The sequence below is a fragment of the Fictibacillus fluitans genome, assembly GCF_030418125.1.
Lineage (GTDB): Bacteria > Bacillota > Bacilli > Bacillales > Fictibacillaceae > Fictibacillus_C > Fictibacillus_C fluitans.
Genome location: NZ_JAUHTR010000005.1, coordinates 1 through 13,647, shown reverse-complemented (window position 1 = coordinate 13,647; position 13,647 = coordinate 1). Strand labels below are relative to the sequence as shown.

The following is a 13,647-nucleotide window of genomic DNA, read 5'->3' as shown; positions in this document are numbered from 1 at the left end:
CATTCTTAAAAAAGGATGGGTGTTTTTTTTGTGTCTTTTAAAGGTAGCTGGGGGCAGTTGCTTTCCGCTTCAGGATGCTCGCTTTCCGCAGGGCGTGCGCTGAGCCCCACCGGCGCAAGCGCCTGTGTACCGGCGTAAACGCCTACCTTGTCTCACCTGTCACGTTCCTCTGCAGGACAAGGAAGGCTTCGGGAGCGATTCATCGCACGAAGAAAATGTGATTTTCATTTTCGAGGAGTCTCGCACCTTCCGCTCCAATCAACTGATCGATGAAGTCTCTATAAAAGTTACTCTTGAAGCAACTAACAGGATATGTAATCTGTGTCGAAAAGATAACGTTGACCACAGTGGTCAATCAGCATATACTGAAGTTGACCGAAGTGGTCAATGAGAAAAATGAAAGAAGTGCTGCTCTTGAATTCCAAATTTTTCAGTCTCGATGACGAGAAGCAAATCAAAATTTTAAATGCTGCGATAAAAGTATATGTCCAGAAAGGGTATGACCATGCATCGACCAATGAAATTGTGAAGGAGGCAGGCATTTCGAAAGGGCTGCTGTTTCACTATTTCAAGAACAAGAAAACACTCTACCTGTTTTTGTTTGACCATTGTATTGAGGTCGTAATGGAGGATTTTTATAAAAAGACAGTCATGGAGGAGCCTGATTTTTTTAAACGGCTTCATGACATGACGCTGATCAAGGTGGAACTGCTCCAAACGTATCCCGATATTTTTCGTTTCTTTGAAAAAGCCATGCTGGAGGAGTCGGAGCAGATCCGAAGCGATTTTCAAGGCAAGATCAAGGAATTCACAGCGAACAGCTCCACATGGCTGTTTGACGGTATTGACCATTCCCGGTTCCGGGAAGATCTGGACCTGCCGAAAGCCATAAAAAGTATGATGTGGACGTTCCAGGGCTTAAGTGAAGAATACTTGATGAAAGCGAAATTAAGTCAGCAGGAGCTGGATTATGATGAAGTATTTGCTGAATCGAAAGCTTATATTGATATGTTTAAACAAGCATTTTACAAATGACGGGAGGCTGCTGCCATGAACGTGATTGAACTGAATCAGTTAACCAAACGATACGGCCAGTCAAGAGGAATCGAAGACATTACCTTTTCTGTGAAGGAAGGGGAGATCTTTGGGTTTATTGGCCCGAATGGGGCCGGCAAGTCCACTACGCTTCGAACCCTTTTGTCCATCATTTATCCCACAAGCGGCAGTGCGACCATTTTTGGAAAGGACGTTGTGAAGCATGGTCCTGAAATTAAAAAACAAATCGGATATTTGCCGTCGGAGGTTTTTTATTACGACAAGATGAAGGTAAAGGACCTTCTTAAATACTCAGCCAGCTTTTACAAAAAGGACTGCAAAAAGCGGATCCGTGAACTGGCAGAGAGAATGGATCTGGACCTGAACAAACGAATCGATGACCTGTCGTATGGAAACCGCAAGAAGGTGGGCATTGTCCAGGGGTTGCTGCACGAACCAAAGCTGATTATTCTGGATGAACCGACAGGCGGGCTTGATCCACTGATGCAGCAAACGTTCTTTGAACTTTTAAAAGAAGAAAATCAAAAAGGAGCTACCATTCTCTTTTCCTCCCATATCCTCAGCGAAGTGCAGAAAATGTGTGACCGGGTCGCCATTATTAAGGAAGGAAAACTGATTACGGTTGAAAAAATCAGCACTTTGCAGGAAAGAAACCACAAGAAAATCAGAATCGAAACCAGAGTGCCTGTTGATGCCGGGCTGTTCGCTTTGGATGGCGTTACAAAAATTGAAAGTGAAGCGGGAAACCGGATCAGCTTTTTATACAGCGGGGATATCAATCTGATCATGAGGAGGCTTGCGGAGATACAGCTTGCCAACCTGTGGGTGGATGAACCCGATCTGGAAGAAATTTTTCTTCATTATTATGAAAAGGAGGATGTTCAAGATGAACATGTTCCTGCACGAGCTTAGGGAGAACCGCCGCTCTATGATGATATGGACCATATCGCTTGCAGCGGTGACTGTTTTGTTTTTCTCGATGTATCCGTCCATTGAAAAGGATGGCGACCAATTTATCAAGGTGCTGCAAAATTATCCGGAGGGTGTTTTGAAGGCTTTGGGTGTGCAGATCAACAGCATCACCTCATTGCTTGGTTTCTACTCGTATTTCTTCTTATATATTATGCTGTGCGGCGCCATCCAGGCCATGAACCTGGGAACAGGTATCCTTTCGAAGGAAGTCAGCGGGAAAACGGCGGAGTTTCTTTTAACGAAACCGGTGACACGAGGGAGGATTATTACGTCAAAAATGGTTGCCGTGCTGGTTATCCTGTTGATCACCAATCTGGTTTTTGTTGTGGTTTCTTATATCATGGCGAATACAGTGGCAGCAAATGACTTTGATACCAGTGCCTTTTTCCTGATATCAGCCGCTAATTTTTTTGTGCAGCTTATGTTTGCGGCGCTTGGCTTTTTTGTCTCTGCCTTATTTCCAAGAATCCGTTCGGTGCTGCCGGTATCCCTCGGTACGGTTTTTGCTTTCTTTATCATCAGCATGTTCGGTTCCGCAATCAGCGATGAAGCTTCCCGCTATATCACGCCGTTCAAGTACTTTGACCTGCCCTACATTATGAAGCACACCGCGTATGAGCCCTTATTTATGGGCTTGGGGGCAGCAGTCATTGTGATCGCTGTTGGAGCAGGCAGCTTTCTGTTTATGAAAAAAGACATCCATGCTGCTTAGCTGGATGTAAAAGAGGTGAAAAAAATTGAACATCTTCTGGAGAGAGTTGAGGAGCAGCCGCAAATCGATGATCTGGTGGTGTATCGGGCTTCTTTTTATGGTGGTGTCCGGTATGAGCAAGTACGATACGATGAAAAACTCGGGCCAATCCGTGAACGAAATCTTTGGAGCGATGCCGAAATCACTGCAGGCGATCTTTGGATTGAGTTCGCTTGATCTAACCACCATCACAGGGTATTTTGGAATGCTGTTTTCCTATCTTGCACTCATGGCTGCCATTCATGCAGCCTTGCTTGGTTCGACGATGATCACAAAAGAAGAGCGGGATAAAACGTCCGAGTTTTTGCTGGCGAAACCTGTATCCCGAACAAGGATTGTTGCCTCCAAGCTTGCCGCTTCCCTCATTCTGCTTTTGCTCTTTAATCTGGTGACATATGGGTTGTCTGCCGGAATGGTCAATTACTATGAACCTTCTGCAGACTTAAGCGGGATTGGGAGGCTGATGGCCGGAATGCTGATCCTTCAGCTGATTTTCCTCTCGGTGGGGATGGCAGTAGCTGCTGTGAGCCTCCGTCCCAAATCGACCGTATCCATAGCGACAGGCATTCTTGTTATTGCCTATATTTTATCGATTGCCATCGAGCTGAACGACAAGCTCGATGCCCTGCGTTTCATCACGCCTTTTAAATATTTTGAAGCAAAAAAGCTGGTGGGAAGCACAGGGTTTGAAGGGGTGTACATCTGGCTGTCCGCCGCTATCATTCTCGGTGCATTCGTCCTGACGTTTGCGGCATACCGTAAGAGAGATTTGAAGATATAAACATAGATTATAGTTGCGAAAAAACAGCTGAGAGGCTGTTTTTTTGTGTCTTTTACTAAAAAAGCACCGTTTGGAGAGTCTGTCAGCCGGCTGTTGACAGAAATACAGGCCGAAATCCAAAACTTACTGGCCAGAATCGAAGACTTACTGGCCGGAATTAAAGCTTTACTGTCCAAAACAAAGAATTTACTGGCCGGACCCACCCCGCTATTACTTTTAAAATAAAATCTTTCATTCTAGTAAACGCCTGTCCAATCCTCTTAAATCCAGCAAACATATACTATCTTACTTCGTATTTACGGAGGAAGCAGTTGTGGCAAGGGGCTTGCCGTCACCAGAAGCAAAAATAAAGAATAAGCTAAAGAAATTCCCCTTGGTTCTCAACCGATGAAAGGAGGGGATTGCATGGCTGCCATTCAAAAGAGTGTAGACTCTTCCAGCTTAGCGGAGGTTATCGACCGGATTCTGGATAAAGGTGTGGTTATTGATCTGTGGGCTCGGGTTTCCTTGGTTGGAATCGAGCTGTTAACGATTGATGCCCGTATTGTCATCGCGAGTGTCGATACCTGGCTTCGTTATGCCGAAGCAGTAGGCCTTCTTCAGCCTAAGGAAGAAGACAGTGAGCCTGCACCACTTTAATACAGACTCGGAAAAACCAGGGCTGTTCTGCGCCTTGGTTTTTTTAAATGATGAATGAAAGGAAGCGAAAAGGATGATGAATCAACAGGATGAATTTCTCGCTGTCCCTTTTTACCAGTCACTGGTGTCCAGGTCCCTCATGTATTTGCGGACAGGCTTTCCGGTTCATTTTACCGGACCATCAGGGGTAGGAAAGACCAGTCTTGCCTTTTATATTGCCAAACAGATGGACAGGCCGGTAACCGTAATACGGGGACATCACGAGCTGAGCAACAAGGACCTGATCGGCCACTATATGGGTATCACCAAAAAGGAGGTCGTAGACAACTATATCCATTCGGTATATAAGAAGGAGCAGGAAGTCAGACCTTTATGGATGCAAGGGCAGCTGATTGAGGCGGTGAAAAAGGGACATGTCGTAATTTATGATGAGTTTACACGTTCGCGCCCGGAAACGAATAATATACTTTTATCTCTCCTCGAGGAGAGGGTGCTCCCTGTGTATGGGAATGGAAAGTTCACCGCCATTCCATGCCATCCGGATTTTTGCATGATTTTCACAAGCAACCCGGAGGAGTATGCCGGAACGTTTCATACACAGGATGCACTGATCGACCGATTAATTACCATCGGTATAAATCTCTGTGATGAACAATCAGAAATGGCTATTATCCGCAAGAAAACAGGTGTTAATGAAAAAGAAGCAGCATCTATCGTTCAGTTTGTTAACCGGCTGAGAGCCTATGGCAATGGCAGCAGCCCGAGTCTGAGGGCTGCCATCATGATTGCTTCCATAGCCAAAAAAGCGTCTGTTGAAATTTGTCCGAAAAATCTTTTGTATCAGCAGCTTTGCCTTGATGTACTGACCCGCCATGTTCAGCCTTTTTTTCCCGATGAAGAAGAGGAAACGGTGCAGGAACTGATTCTGCAGGAATTGCAGAGAGAGGATGAACCGGAGTGAGCACGGAAAAAGGCATTTATGTTTTTTGTGCGATAGCGGAAAAAGAAAAGAAGTCATTTGGCCAGGCAGAATTTAATGGTGAGAAATCCGGAGTGTTCACTCTTCATCTGGGCAGCATTGCCATGGTGGTATGCAAGGTGGAGGGCGAGGTGCTTCCCGGCCGTCAGAACCTGTTGACCCACCAGGATGTGATCTCGGAAGTGATGAAACAGTACAGCTTGATTCCCATGAGCTTTGGCAATGTGTTTCATTCAGAGAAGGATGTTCTGCTCATTACCAGCCATCTGAAAAAAGATTTTATCGAATTGTTCTCTCATCTCGAGAACAAGATTGAAGTCGGCTTAAAGGTCTTTCCCAAAAAGGAATGGATCGATGCGGAGATGAAAAAGGATCCCGTTTTGTTGGAATGGAAAAATTCAAAGGATATAGACGCACCGGCTGCTTTTTATGATCGTATCCAGATGGGGGAACGGGCACAGCTGTTTGTCCTTCAGCTTCAGGAACAGGTGGAAAGGGAAATTTACCTGCCGCTTTCGCTGCTCTCCGCTGCAGGAAAGCAGAATGATACGATTCCGGGGAAAGTGTTTTTGAATGCGGCCTTTTTAATCGAGCGCAGCAGCGAAACTCAGTTCGACCAAAAGGTTAACGATCTCTATGAAGCATGGAAAGACAAAGTGGATTTCAAATACACAGGTCCGTGGCCGGCGTATAACTTTGTAAATATACGACTGAGAATTGAGGGTTCATCATGATTCATAAACTTTTTACCCTGCCCATCCGTTCGATCATCAAGCTCGGAGAAAAGATCCAGGAGGAAGTGGATGAAGAGCTGTACAGTATCCCTCATATCCAGCAGCAGCTGGTACAGCTTCATACGATGTTTGAAATGGAACAAATGGATGAAGAATCCTATCTGGCCCGGGAACAGGAATTGTTGGACCGGTACAGAATCGCCAAGGAACGTGAAAAGCAGAACTGAAGACAGCAGGGGTGAGGAGGAGAAAGCATGGCACAAACTGCAACAACCTTTCTCTATGTGTATGGCATTTGTGCAGCAGCAGATATAGGTAATGCGGAACGCCCGGAATTACAGGGAATTGGCGGCGAGCCTGTGAAAATCAGCAGGTACAATGGTTTGGCTGCCATCCTGACAGAAGTAGACGGGGACGCGTTTTGTCAGGAACAGATCGACCGGCAAGTAAAGGACGCCGATTGGCTGAAAAAGCACGCGTTTCATCATCATGAGACGGTTGCTTTATTTCAGCAGCAATTCCCGCTTTTGCCCATGTCGTTCTGCACGATCTTTGAACAGGACGACAAGCTGCAAACCTTACTTAGGAATCAGCATGATGATATCCTGCGAAAACTGGACCACCTGAGAGGAAAACAGGAATGGAACATCAAGATGTTCTGCAGTCCTGAACGCTTGAGAGAGTTTGTTCAGCATAAGAACCCTTCGGTGCTATCGTTGGAGCGAGAGATGGAGTCCATGCCTAAAGGGAAGCAATTTTTAATGAAAAAAAGGCTTGCCATGCTGGTCGAGAACGAATTAGAGCGGGAGAAAAATGAGCTGTGGCATCAAGTAATCACTGAGCTGGAACCACTGATTTCAGAACAGCTTCTGCGGCAAAATTGGGGAAGAGATATGACGGAAATTACCGAAGAAATGGTTGCGAATTGCGATGTCCTGATTCAAATAGAAGAGGCAGATGAATTTTTTAAATCCATTGAAACCATTGAGGAAGAATTGAAGGAAAAAGGGTGTATTTTTCACGTGACGGGCCCCTGGCCGCCATATCACTTTTCCAAGCTGGCAAAGGAACATACGGAATGAGACAATTTTCACCATTTGAAAATAAAGAAGTGACATTGCTGGATCTTCTCGATGGCATCATTGACACTGGAGTGGTCATCCGCGGGGAAATCCTGATCTCGATTGCAGATATTGATTTGATCATCGTCGATTTGAAGCTGCTGATCTCCTCCATAGAAAGTGCCTTTGAAAACAGCAGCCGCAAAATCATCGAGGAGGCGGTGGATGGTGGAACGCTTATCACTGGATAAATCGGATGTAGAACAGGGATTGGCCAAACTGGTGCTCACCATTATAGAGCTTTTGCGCCAGCTGATGGAGCGGCAGGCTATGCGAAAAGTGGAGAATGATTCCCTGTCGGATGACCAGCTTGAGGAACTCGGGCTGACACTCATGAGGCTTGAAGAAAAAATGCATGAGCTCAAGGTTATTTTCGGACTTGAGCACGAGGACCTCAATATCGAGCTGGGACCGCTTGGAAAGCTGCTATAACATTAGAGACAGGAGAGAAAAGGCATGCCCGTTCAACAGCCTGTACAATCCAGTAATCTGCTTGATATTTTGGAAAAGATACTCGATAAGGGAGTGGTCATTGCCGGCGATATTAAAATATCGCTCGCCGATGTCGACCTGCTGACGATCAAAATCCGGCTGCTGGTTGCCTCAGTTGACAAAGCAAAAGAAATTGGAATGGACTGGTGGGAGAAGGATCCCTACTATTCCTCCAAAGGGCTTATGGCTGCTGAGGAAAAAGCGCTGCTCGAAGAACGGATCCACCGTTTGGAGCAATTGGCAGAGGATAAGGAAAAAGCTGCCGAATTGCCAGAACCGGTCAAAAAAGATGAGAAAGAATAGTGGGCACATTGTGTTCACTATTCTTTTTTTTTAAGAGTTAAGCGTTTACATTTTAAAGGTAATCCGTTAAAATGGATTTTGCATACGTATTCAAAAACGAGATTATTCAGAAATTTGGTGATTACGTGGAAAAGTTAACGGTACTTGGCTGTGGTACGATGGGGCATTCCATCGCATTAAACGCGGCGTGGGCAGGCATTAGTGTAACCTTGCAGGGAATTGATGAGCAAAACTGTGAGACAGGCTGGAAAAGTCTTGTGAGAAAGCTGGATGTCCTGGTAGACGATGGTTTGTTCAGTGGTACGGAAGCTCAGCAAATCAGGGAACGCATTACGATGACTACTTCCGTTGAAGAGGCAGTCAAGGGTGCAACCTTTGTGGTTGAAGCCGTCCCGGAAGTTCTTGAATTGAAAAAATCATTGTTTACGAGACTTGATGCTTTGTGCGATGAACATGTCATCCTCGCCAGCAATACATCCGGTTTAAGCCCGACTGCGATCGCTTCAGAAGTCAAACGGCCGGAGAGGGTTGTAGTTACTCACTTTTGGAATCCGGCTCACCTGATCCCGCTTGTGGAGGTAGTGCGTGGGGATAAGACAAACGATAAAACGGTGGAGCGCAGCTTTGATCTTTTAAACCAGATGAAGAAGAAACCGATTGAGGTGAAAAAGGAATTGCCGGGCTTTATTGGTAACCGGCTGCAATATGCGTTATTCCGCGAGGCACAGTATCTCTTGGAAACAGGCGTTGCCTCCAAAGAAGATATTGATGCGGCCGTCACGTACAGCATTGGCCGCAGGCTGCCGGTCACCGGGCCTCTGCAGTCAGCTGATCTTGGTGGCTTGGATGTCTTTTCTTCGATTTCTGATTATCTGTTCAGCGACTTGTCTTCTGCACAAGAATCGCTTCCTGTCTTAAAAGAACTGGTGAAAGAGGAAAAGCTCGGCGAGAAAACTGGAGAAGGCTTCTATCAATGGGACGAATCATTTTCACAGGAGATTCAGCTGAAACGTGAAAAAGAACTGATCCGTTATCTGAAAGAGGATCTGGCTGCTGATCATGTGATGGGAGACCGATCATGAAATACTTCCCGGATCTTGAAGGAAAGGCGGTCCTTGTGACCGGAGGCGGAAAAGGAATCGGAAGGGACATCGCGCTGGCATTTGCAGAGCATGGCGCCAACGTAATGATCGTCGGACGCAATGAAAAGGATTTGGCCGAAACCACGGAAGCTTTGAAACAGCTTCAACCCCAATGTTCCTATATAACTGGTGACTTGAGTGCGGTGGATGAAGTACGGCGGGTTGTTGACCATGCGGCTGCGGAATTGGGAACGCTTGATATCCTGATTAACAACGCGGGCATTAATATCGCCAAGCCGGCGCTTGAAGTCACGGAGGAGGACTGGGACCGCATCCAGGATATTAACCTGAAGGGCGCGTTCTTTTGCAGTCAGGCGGCAGCCCGAATCATGGTGCCTAAAAGAGCAGGAAAGATTGTGAACATCGCTTCCCAAATGGCTTTTGTCGGCTATTTTAACCGTACGGCCTACTGTGCCAGCAAGGGCGGTATGGTGCAGATGACGAAAGCACTTGCTGTGGAATGGGCACAGCATAAAATCAATGTGAATGCGGTCGCTCCAACGTTTATTGAAACAGAGATGACCGGAAAAATGTTCAAGGATGAAGCCTTTAAGGAAGACGTGCTTCGCCGGATTCCGCTTGGAGAACTGGCAGAGCCTTCGGACATTTCAAACGCAGCACTTTATCTTTCATCAAACGTCTCAAAATTTGTAACGGGAGAAACGATCAAAGTGGATGGCGGCTGGACAGCTATATAGAAATTTGCATACGTATTCAAAAAAGGAGAGAAAATAACATGGCATACTTTTTAAAAGAAGGAAAGTCCAATCAGGAAGTGCAGGAAGCGGATTCCAAAGTAAGGGACACTGTAAGCTCGGTCATTAAAAATGTGGAGGAAAACGGAGATCAGGCAGTTCGTGAGCTTTCCGAGAAGTTTGACAAGTGGTCACCGGAATCCTTTCGTTTAAGTGAACAGGAAATACAGGATATCGTAAACAGTGTGCCTGCGCAGGTGATTGAGGATATTAAATTCGCACAAGCTCAGATCCGCAATTTTGCCCAAAAGCAAAAGGATTCCCTTCAGGATCTTGAAGTGGAAACACTGCCTGGCGTGGTGCTTGGGCACAAGAATATTCCGGTGAACAGTGTGGGCTGTTACATTCCAGGCGGACGCTATCCGATGGTTGCTTCTTCCCACATGAGTGTTCTTACAGCAAAAGTGGCCGGCGTTAAACGGGTAATTGCCTGCACACCGCCAATTAAAGGAGAAATTCCTGCGGCAACCGTAGCGGCAATGCATTTGGCAGGTGCGGATGAAATTTACCTTCTTGGCGGCATTCAGGCGATGGCGGCAATGGCGATTGGTACGGAAACTATTGAATCGGTGGATATGATTGTAGGACCGGGTAACGCATTTGTGGCTGAAGCGAAGCGCCAGCTGTTCGGCAGAGTGGGGATCGACTTGTTCGCCGGACCAACAGAAACGCTTGTTATTGCAGACGAAACAGCGGATGCAGAAATGATTGCGACTGACATGCTTGGGCAGGCAGAACATGGGCCAACTTCTCCAAGCGCGTTGATTACAACATCCGAAACGCTCGCCAGAGAAACGCTTGAGGAAGTGGAACGCCAGCTGCAGACTCTTCCTACGGCTGACATTGCCAGCGTATCATGGAACGATTATGGTTCTGTCATTGTGGTTGATTCCATTGAAGAAGCGGTTGTTGAAGCGGATAAATTGGCGTATGAGCATGTTGAAGTGCTGACCGAAGACCCGAACTACTTTTTAGAGAACATGACCAACTTCGGTGCGCTTTTCCTGGGCAAAGAAACCAATGTGGCCTATGGGGACAAAGTGATCGGCACGAACCACACATTGCCGACCAAAAAGGCGGCACGCTACACCGGCGGCCTGTGGGTAGGGAAATTCCTTAAAACGTGCACCTATCAGCGGGTAACACCTGAAGCGAGTGCAGAAATTGGTGAATATGCTTCACGCCTTTGTGAATTGGAAGGCTTCATGGGTCACAAGGCACAGGCTGATCTTCGCGTGAAACGCTATGGCAAAGACAAGGCGAAAATCTGATATAATCTTTTCTGTCTAGATCGGCAGGAGGAAACCTATTTTGAATAAAAAAGTGACAGCGATGGATGTCGCCCGGCTGGCAGGAGTCTCCCAGTCGAGCGTCTCCAGAGCGTTCAGCAAAAGTGCAAGCATTTCAAATAAAAAACGAAAAATGATCCTGGATGCCGCTGAAAAGCTGGGGTATCAGCCTAATGCGATTGCCAGAGGGCTGATAACCAATCAATCTCGAATTATCGGTATTGTCATGCGTGATGTACAAAATCCTTTCTATCCGGAGGTGCTTGAGAAATTTTACAGCAGGCTTTCTGAAGAAGGGTATCAGATCATGTTCATCAACTCCCAGAATGATGAAGTCCAGGAATATGAAGTGAGCCAGCTGATTGAGTACAGTGTAGAGGGCGTCATTATCACCGATGCCCTCCTAACATCAGCGGCTGTTCAAAAATTTAATCGAAATGGCATTTCTGTTGTGCTGTTTAACCGCTATATTAGCGATTCTATGAGCAATGCTGTCATCTGCAACAATTTTTCCGCAGGCCAGAGGATTGGCCAATACCTTTTGGACACCGGCCACCGGCAGCTGGGCTTCATTTCCGGTCCGTCAAATACATCCACATCTTTGGAGAGAAGCCGGGGGTTCATAGATACATTGCAAAAGCACGGAATCGAATCCATTCCGATGGAGGACGGCGGCTTCACGTATGAGGGCGGGTTTGCAGCGGCGGAAAAATTAATGAAGCATCATGCGAAGATTGACGCATTGTTTTGCGCGAATGATGTTATGGCATTCGGTGCAATGGACTATTTAAATACCGCCGGATATCGGATTCCCGAAGATATTTCCGTGATCGGATTTGATAATGTAAAAATGGCGGACTGGTCGCCGTACGCGCTGACTACCTGGCAGCAGCCGGTGGATGAAATGATTCAACAGGCAGTTAAACTGATGCTGGACGATATCAACGGACAGCAGGAGGAACCTGAAATGAATTTTGTGGACGGATGCCTCATAGAACGTGCTTCGGTTAAAAACAGACGCTAAAGATAAAAAGATAAAGGTCTCTAATTAAGAGGCTTTTTTCTTTTAATAAAAACTGTAAATGGTGGAAAGGTATTGTAAGATAAGGGGAAAGCATACATACCTGAACAAAACGGAGGTTATTTCATGTACAACCATCCTTACCGGCCGCAGTTTCACTTTTCGCCAAAGGAAAAATGGATGAACGATCCGAACGGTCTTGTTTATTACGACGGGGAATATCATTTGTTTTATCAGTATCATCCGGAAAGTACCGTGTGGGGTCCGATGCACTGGGGCCATGCGGTGAGCCCTGATCTCATCCATTGGGAAGAGCTTCCGGTGGCGTTGTACCCGGATGAGCTCGGCATGATTTTTTCCGGCTGTGCCGTTGTTGACCGTGATAATACGAGCGGTTTAAAAGAGGGAGAAGAGGATGTCCTGGTTGTCTTTTATACCCAGCACCAGGAAAACGATGAGAAGCAAAGTCTTGCATACAGCCATGACAGGGGGCGGACATGGATTAAATATGACCAGAACCCGGTGATCGCCAATCCGGGTATCAAGGACTTTCGTGACCCGAAGGTGTTTTGGAGCCAGGAAAACAAAAAATGGATCATGTGCCTGGCAGCGGGTGATGAGATTCAGTTTTATGAGTCATCCAATCTGATCAACTGGGAGTATCTATCTGCATTTGGTAAAGATTTTGGGGCCCATGGGGGAGTTTGGGAATGTCCGGATCTGTTTCAGCTGACGGTGGACGGCACTGACACGAAAAAGTGGGTTCTGATTGTGAGCATTAATCCAGGCGGGCCAAATGGCGGGTCAGCCACGCAGTATTTTGTCGGCGAGTTTGATGGCAAAGCCTTTCATCCGGACGAAGGACCGGCCGATATTCGCTGGGCAGATGGCGGAAAGGATTTTTATGCGGCGGTTTCCTGGAGCAACACCGAAGTGGAGCGCAAAATCTGGATCGCCTGGATGAGCAACTGGCAGTACGCCAATGAGGTGCCGACCGACCCGTGGAGAAGCGCGATGTCCCTGCCGAGGGAGCTTGGCCTGAAAATGACCGATAGCGGCTGGTGTTTGACTCAAAAGGTCGTTAAGGAATTCGACAACATTAAGGAAGAAAAGCTGAATACGTATGAAAATGTGGCAGTGAAAGACGGGCAGCCGTTTGTGTTTCCAAGCAAGGATGAGCTTTTCGAATTGAAACTGAAGCCTAAAAGTATAGATCCTGAGACGAAGGAATGGGGTATCGTTCTTCGAAAAGGGGAAAAAACGGAAACATGTGTAGCCTACAGCCGGGTAAACCGGCAGTGGAGTGTGGATCGCCGCAGAAGCGGAACCACTGATTTTTCCGAACACTTTCCGAGCCTGGACGCAGCAGTGGCCACCCGGCAGCACACCGATCACAACGTTCAGCTGATTTTGGATGCCTGTTCGCTGGAACTGTTTGCGGGTGACGGGGAGCTCATGATGACGGAGTTGCTCTTCCCGTTTGATGAAGATTTCACAATGCAGTTATATTCCGTTGGCGGTGAGGTGGCGTTTGAGGAAGTGAAGCTCACCCGCCTGAAATCCATTTGGAACCCAAAAGCATAAAGTAAAGCCCATCCTTCAGGGATGGGCT

Annotated in this window: 18 protein-coding genes; all 18 read left to right on the top strand. The window is 46.8% G+C overall.

Going from position 1 to position 13,647, the window contains the following annotated elements:
- Positions 1-387 precede the first annotated feature (387 nt).
- Positions 388-1,035, top strand: a complete 648-nt coding sequence (locus QYB97_RS10710) for a TetR/AcrR family transcriptional regulator (protein WP_301165997.1) — start codon at positions 388-390, stop codon at positions 1,033-1,035.
- Positions 1,036-1,050: 15 nt separating this feature from the next.
- The gene (locus QYB97_RS10705) at positions 1,051-1,968 is read left to right on the top strand and encodes an ABC transporter ATP-binding protein (protein WP_301165996.1); all 918 of its coding nucleotides are present in this window, start codon (positions 1,051-1,053) and stop codon (positions 1,966-1,968) included.
- Complete coding sequence (locus QYB97_RS10700) at positions 1,943-2,740, top strand: ABC transporter permease subunit (protein ID WP_301165995.1); 798 nt, start codon at positions 1,943-1,945, stop codon at positions 2,738-2,740. Before QYB97_RS10705 ends, QYB97_RS10700 begins: the two co-directional genes overlap by 26 nt.
- A gap of 25 nt (positions 2,741-2,765) precedes the next feature.
- Positions 2,766-3,560 (top strand): ABC transporter permease subunit, encoded by a 795-nt coding sequence (locus tag QYB97_RS10695; protein WP_301165994.1) that lies wholly within the window; start codon positions 2,766-2,768, stop codon positions 3,558-3,560.
- A gap of 45 nt (positions 3,561-3,605) precedes the next feature.
- Positions 3,606-3,785 carry a hypothetical protein gene (locus QYB97_RS10690; RefSeq protein ID WP_301165993.1) on the top strand — a complete coding sequence of 60 codons (180 nt, stop codon included), beginning with the start codon at positions 3,606-3,608 and terminating at the stop codon, positions 3,783-3,785.
- Between the two features lie 180 nt (positions 3,786-3,965).
- Entirely contained in the window at positions 3,966-4,199 is a 234-nt protein-coding gene (gene gvpJ / locus QYB97_RS10685; protein WP_061974594.1) for a gas vesicle protein GvpJ, read from the top strand.
- Between the two features lie 73 nt (positions 4,200-4,272).
- Positions 4,273-5,160: a gas vesicle protein GvpN gene (gvpN, locus tag QYB97_RS10680; RefSeq protein WP_301165992.1), complete on the top strand. Its 888-nt coding sequence runs from the start codon at positions 4,273-4,275 to the stop codon at positions 5,158-5,160.
- Positions 5,157-5,912, top strand: coding sequence for a GvpL/GvpF family gas vesicle protein (locus QYB97_RS10675; RefSeq protein WP_301165991.1), 756 nt, complete (start codon positions 5,157-5,159; stop codon positions 5,910-5,912). The genes gvpN and QYB97_RS10675 overlap by 4 nt, the downstream gene beginning before the upstream one ends.
- Positions 5,909-6,139, top strand: a complete 231-nt coding sequence (locus QYB97_RS10670; RefSeq protein ID WP_301165990.1) for a gas vesicle protein GvpG — start codon at positions 5,909-5,911, stop codon at positions 6,137-6,139. The genes QYB97_RS10675 and QYB97_RS10670 overlap by 4 nt, the downstream gene beginning before the upstream one ends.
- Before the next feature lie 27 nt (positions 6,140-6,166).
- The gene (locus tag QYB97_RS10665; RefSeq protein ID WP_301165989.1) at positions 6,167-6,994 is read left to right on the top strand and encodes a GvpL/GvpF family gas vesicle protein; all 828 of its coding nucleotides are present in this window, start codon (positions 6,167-6,169) and stop codon (positions 6,992-6,994) included.
- On the top strand, positions 6,991-7,224 hold the full coding sequence (locus QYB97_RS10660; RefSeq protein WP_301165988.1) for a gas vesicle protein: 234 nt from the start codon (positions 6,991-6,993) through the stop codon (positions 7,222-7,224). The genes QYB97_RS10665 and QYB97_RS10660 overlap by 4 nt, the downstream gene beginning before the upstream one ends.
- Positions 7,199-7,465: a gas vesicle protein K gene (locus tag QYB97_RS10655; protein ID WP_301165987.1), complete on the top strand. Its 267-nt coding sequence runs from the start codon at positions 7,199-7,201 to the stop codon at positions 7,463-7,465. The genes QYB97_RS10660 and QYB97_RS10655 overlap by 26 nt, the downstream gene beginning before the upstream one ends.
- Positions 7,466-7,489: 24 nt before the next feature.
- Positions 7,490-7,828 (top strand): gas vesicle protein, encoded by a 339-nt coding sequence (locus QYB97_RS10650; RefSeq protein WP_301165986.1) that lies wholly within the window; start codon positions 7,490-7,492, stop codon positions 7,826-7,828.
- 71 nt (positions 7,829-7,899) lie between these two features.
- Complete coding sequence (locus tag QYB97_RS10645) at positions 7,900-8,910, top strand: 3-hydroxyacyl-CoA dehydrogenase family protein (RefSeq protein ID WP_301165985.1); 1,011 nt, start codon at positions 7,900-7,902, stop codon at positions 8,908-8,910.
- Positions 8,907-9,668, top strand: a complete 762-nt coding sequence (locus QYB97_RS10640) for an SDR family NAD(P)-dependent oxidoreductase (RefSeq protein ID WP_301165984.1) — start codon at positions 8,907-8,909, stop codon at positions 9,666-9,668. Before QYB97_RS10645 ends, QYB97_RS10640 begins: the two co-directional genes overlap by 4 nt.
- A gap of 38 nt (positions 9,669-9,706) precedes the next feature.
- The gene (hisD, locus tag QYB97_RS10635) at positions 9,707-10,996 is read left to right on the top strand and encodes a histidinol dehydrogenase (RefSeq protein ID WP_301165983.1); all 1,290 of its coding nucleotides are present in this window, start codon (positions 9,707-9,709) and stop codon (positions 10,994-10,996) included.
- A 40-nt stretch (positions 10,997-11,036) separates the two neighbouring features.
- Positions 11,037-12,038 (top strand): LacI family DNA-binding transcriptional regulator, encoded by a 1,002-nt coding sequence (locus QYB97_RS10630; protein WP_301165982.1) that lies wholly within the window; start codon positions 11,037-11,039, stop codon positions 12,036-12,038.
- A gap of 123 nt (positions 12,039-12,161) precedes the next feature.
- Positions 12,162-13,619 carry a glycoside hydrolase family 32 protein gene (locus QYB97_RS10625; RefSeq protein ID WP_301165981.1) on the top strand — a complete coding sequence of 486 codons (1,458 nt, stop codon included), beginning with the start codon at positions 12,162-12,164 and terminating at the stop codon, positions 13,617-13,619.
- The last annotated feature ends 28 nt before the right edge of the window (positions 13,620-13,647 follow it).

What these genes read in the sequence shown, in the direction of transcription:
- QYB97_RS10710 (WP_301165997.1), top strand. Translation starts at nt 388, where the DNA reads ATGAGAAAAATGAAAGAAGTGCTGCTCTTGAATTCCAAATTTTTCAGT.
- QYB97_RS10705 (WP_301165996.1), top strand. Translation starts at nt 1,051, where the DNA reads ATGAACGTGATTGAACTGAATCAGTTAACCAAACGATACGGCCAGTCA.
- QYB97_RS10700 (WP_301165995.1), top strand. Translation starts at nt 1,943, where the DNA reads ATGAACATGTTCCTGCACGAGCTTAGGGAGAACCGCCGCTCTATGATG.
- gvpJ (WP_061974594.1), top strand. Translation starts at nt 3,966, where the DNA reads ATGGCTGCCATTCAAAAGAGTGTAGACTCTTCCAGCTTAGCGGAGGTT.
- gvpN (WP_301165992.1), top strand. Translation starts at nt 4,273, where the DNA reads ATGATGAATCAACAGGATGAATTTCTCGCTGTCCCTTTTTACCAGTCA.
- QYB97_RS10670 (WP_301165990.1), top strand. Translation starts at nt 5,909, where the DNA reads ATGATTCATAAACTTTTTACCCTGCCCATCCGTTCGATCATCAAGCTC.
- QYB97_RS10665 (WP_301165989.1), top strand. Translation starts at nt 6,167, where the DNA reads ATGGCACAAACTGCAACAACCTTTCTCTATGTGTATGGCATTTGTGCA.
- QYB97_RS10660 (WP_301165988.1), top strand. Translation starts at nt 6,991, where the DNA reads ATGAGACAATTTTCACCATTTGAAAATAAAGAAGTGACATTGCTGGAT.
- QYB97_RS10655 (WP_301165987.1), top strand. Translation starts at nt 7,199, where the DNA reads ATGGTGGAACGCTTATCACTGGATAAATCGGATGTAGAACAGGGATTG.
- QYB97_RS10650 (WP_301165986.1), top strand. Translation starts at nt 7,490, where the DNA reads ATGCCCGTTCAACAGCCTGTACAATCCAGTAATCTGCTTGATATTTTG.
- QYB97_RS10645 (WP_301165985.1), top strand. Translation starts at nt 7,900, where the DNA reads ATGGATTTTGCATACGTATTCAAAAACGAGATTATTCAGAAATTTGGT.
- QYB97_RS10640 (WP_301165984.1), top strand. Translation starts at nt 8,907, where the DNA reads ATGAAATACTTCCCGGATCTTGAAGGAAAGGCGGTCCTTGTGACCGGA.
- hisD (WP_301165983.1), top strand. Translation starts at nt 9,707, where the DNA reads ATGGCATACTTTTTAAAAGAAGGAAAGTCCAATCAGGAAGTGCAGGAA.
- QYB97_RS10625 (WP_301165981.1), top strand. Translation starts at nt 12,162, where the DNA reads ATGTACAACCATCCTTACCGGCCGCAGTTTCACTTTTCGCCAAAGGAA.